At 61.1% G+C, this 3,061-nt stretch carries 4 protein-coding genes and 1 pseudogene; 3 read left to right on the forward strand and 2 right to left on the reverse strand.

From position 1 onward, the window contains the following. Together Q3981_RS10220 and Q3981_RS10225 are read right to left on the reverse strand one after the other, a co-directional pair. A pseudogene (locus Q3981_RS10220) lies at positions 1 to 152 on the reverse strand (Crp/Fnr family transcriptional regulator); the annotation flags it as partial. Between the two features lie 425 nt (positions 153 to 577). Further along, positions 578 to 709 (reverse strand): hypothetical protein, encoded by a 132-nt coding sequence (locus Q3981_RS10225; RefSeq protein ID WP_260623998.1) that lies wholly within the window; start codon positions 707 to 709, stop codon positions 578 to 580. Positions 710 to 759: 50 nt separating this feature from the next. Between Q3981_RS10225 and nth the strand changes: the two genes are divergently transcribed. From nth to Q3981_RS10240, 3 genes are all read left to right on the forward strand, one after another. Further along, on the forward strand, positions 760 to 1,497 hold the full coding sequence (gene nth, locus Q3981_RS10230) for an endonuclease III (RefSeq protein WP_303125957.1): 738 nt from the start codon (positions 760 to 762) through the stop codon (positions 1,495 to 1,497). Next, positions 1,497 to 2,240: a thioredoxin-like domain-containing protein gene (locus Q3981_RS10235; RefSeq protein ID WP_303125959.1), complete on the forward strand. Its 744-nt coding sequence runs from the start codon at positions 1,497 to 1,499 to the stop codon at positions 2,238 to 2,240. Before nth ends, Q3981_RS10235 begins: the two co-directional genes overlap by 1 nt. Positions 2,241 to 2,352: 112 nt before the next feature. Further along, positions 2,353 to 3,061: CoA pyrophosphatase (locus Q3981_RS10240; protein WP_303125961.1), on the forward strand; the 709-nt coding region annotated here is incomplete at its 3' end.

Below are 3,061 nucleotides of genomic sequence, written 5' to 3' on the forward strand. Positions count from 1 at the left end.
TAGAGGCGGTCGCCGGGCTCACCCTCGTCGAAAATGGTGGTGCCGCGCGGGAATCGCACCGTCTCAAGATCATGGATGAGGTTCCGGACGGCAACTGGGTCAACGCCTTGGAAAATGCCGGCACGGGAGAGGATCTCGGTGACGTCGCTCAACGTAGTCTCCACTTCTCGCAGTAGGGTCGAGTGCCACGGTGCGCGGCCGTCTGTGTTAGATACTAAATACCGCACCCGTCGCTGTATCGCACCTCACATTACTACGTGGCACGCCAAAAGTGAGAGCTTTGTCCGATTTAGGAATAGCCTCACGCGGGAGTTTTATAGAGAGGAATAATCAATAAAAAGGCGGAAAGTTCGTAAAAAATGCCCAATTTCGGGGATGAATTGACAAAACCGCTGCTTGTGCGGTTGGTCACGTTTTCAGAAGTAAACTCCCGTTGATAACGTATCCTACGTTATCGTAGCTTTCATAGTGGCGAAGAACACACTATTTTTTGTCGACGGAACCAGCGAATTGCGGTAAGAACTCGTCGCTTGACGACGTCACACGGGGGCTGCCGTGGCGGGGGCTGCTCTAGTGCCTAGTGCGCCTCGACGCCGGGACTCGACGCCTTCTTCCTTCCGGCGTTCTTCGCGAAGAGTTCGTAGCGTTCCATGCCAATGGCGAATCCCATAAGAATGAATGGTGCGAGGAGGGCAAATAAACCGGCCATGCGGTCTACCATACCGACGTTATGTCCGGGGCGCCCGCTATGGTGTTGGCATGGCCACTACCGAGACTCCGCTTGCCAAGGTCCGTCGTGCTCGGAGGATCTCCCGCGCGCTACACCGCGCGTATCCGGACGCTAAAGCGGAACTCAACTTTGAGAATCCGTATCAGATGGTCGTCGCCACGATTTTGTCTGCTCAGTGCACGGATCGTCGGGTGAATACGGTGACGCCGGCGTTGTTTCAGCGGTTCCCCGGCCCGGAGGATCTGGACAACGCCAGCGTCGAGGAAGTCGAAGAATACATCCGCTCGACGGGGTTTTACCACAACAAAGCGCGGAATTTGGTTGCGCTGGGGCATGAACTCGTCACTCGTTTCGACGGTGCCGTCCCGGACACGATGGCGGACTTAGTTTCGCTGCCTGGGGTGGGGCGCAAGACGGCGAACACCGTCCTGGGGAACGCGTTCGGAAAGCCGGGGATCACGGTGGACACACATATGGGCCGCCTGATGCGTCGGTTCGGTTTGACGGACGCGAAGGACCCGAAAAAGGTCGAGCAGGACGTCGCCCAGTTAATTGAGAAGAAGCGGTGGACGCCGTTTTCCCACGAAGTCATTATTCATGGCCGACGTGTGTGCCACTCGCGGAAGGCGGCGTGCGGTGCGTGCTTCTTGGCGAAGGACTGCCGCGGTTTTGGGGTGTGGGGGCCGACGAATCCCGACGAGGCCGAGAAGCTGGTCAAAGGGCCAGAGCGTGACCGCATTCTCGATCTAGCGTTAGGGGGCCACTGATGGGACGACAACAACGCTGGACCATCCTGATTATCGCCGTGCTGACGGGCTTGGTGATCTGCGCGGTTCCCCTCATGCTGCGGTCCACATCTAGCCATAATGATGCACATTCGGGAACGGCGATATCTGATAATCCCGCTGGTCAGGGATCTGGTAGCCAGGGTGATGCTGGCCAGGGCGATCCGTCGGACGGTTCGGGAGACGCAGATTCCCCGGCCTCCAACCCCACGACTGGCCGGCCAGCGTGCCCCACTGCGGGCGCCGACACCGCGTCGAACAGCGCGGAAGGTCCTGGAAACTCGGACGCCGCCACTGCACCCCTGGCCTCGGTGACACTGCCATGCTTAGGCAACTCCGCAAGCAAGGCCGACGCCCAACCACTCAGCCGTAACCTCGCGGGCAAACCTACCGTGATCAATCTGTGGGCATTTTGGTGCCAGCCGTGCAAGAAGGAACTTCCGATCGTCGACAAAGTGGCCCAGTCCCACCCGGAGTGGAACGTCGTCGGCGTGCACGCCGATAAAAATGGTGACGCAGGCGTCGGCGTCCTCGCCGACTTACACGTGGAACACTTGGCCAGTTTTCAGGACTCGGGTGGCGACGTTGCCCGGGTATTGAAGTTGCCGTCGGTTATCCCCATCACGGTGGTTCTCAAACCTAACGGGGAGGTCGCCAGGGTGTACCCACAAACGTTCACCAGCACCAGCGAATTAGAGTCGGCGGTCACCGCAGCGCTCAGCTAACGGGCTCTCGGCCGATCGGATTGCTCGGAACGGATAGCTCGGAAACTCCCACCGGGCGCGACCGCCAGGCCGTATCCTGATCAGAAGCGTTGCGAAGTGTAGGAGGTCACACGTGAAAACAGGGTTCCCGACGTCGTTCTCAGAGCCCACTCAGCCGCCGCTGCCCGACGCGGTTCCGCCGTGGCTTCGCGCGATCACACAGCGCGCCCGCGACGGCGGTATTCGTCGTCAACTCTCTGACTTATCCCGGCGGAGGCCACAGCTTGACGACGCGACCCGCCCGTCGGCAGTACTCATGCTCCTAGCCGGCGACCCGACGTACGAGCCCACACCCGGCACGCCCTACCCGGAGGACGCCCGGCTGCTCCTGACCCACCGCGCGCCCACCCTGCGGTCGCACTCGGGCCAAATGGCGTTCCCTGGTGGGCGGAAGGACCCCGAGGACGCCACGCCCATCGACACCGCCGTACGAGAAGCGGAGGAGGAGACAGCCGTCCGCCCCGACACGATGTCGCCGCTGGCAGTCCTCCACCCGATCCTCATCCCCCGCACAGGAAACGTCGTCTCGCCCGTGTTGGCGTACTGGAACAACCCCACCCACGTCTACCCCGCCAGTCCCGCCGAGGTGGCCGACGTCGTCGCCATACCGCTGGAACACCTGGCGGACCCGTCGATACGAATAACCGTCGGCAGGCAAGGGTGGACCGGACCCGCCTTCTGGATAGGAGACCTTCTACTTTGGGGTTTTACCGGCGGGTTAGTGGATGGCCTCCTCCGCGAAGCGGGTTGGGAGAAACCATGGAACGCTTCACCTGTGTACG

This window comes from Corynebacterium sp., from assembly GCF_030530965.1.
GTDB lineage: Bacteria > Actinomycetota > Actinomycetes > Mycobacteriales > Mycobacteriaceae > Corynebacterium.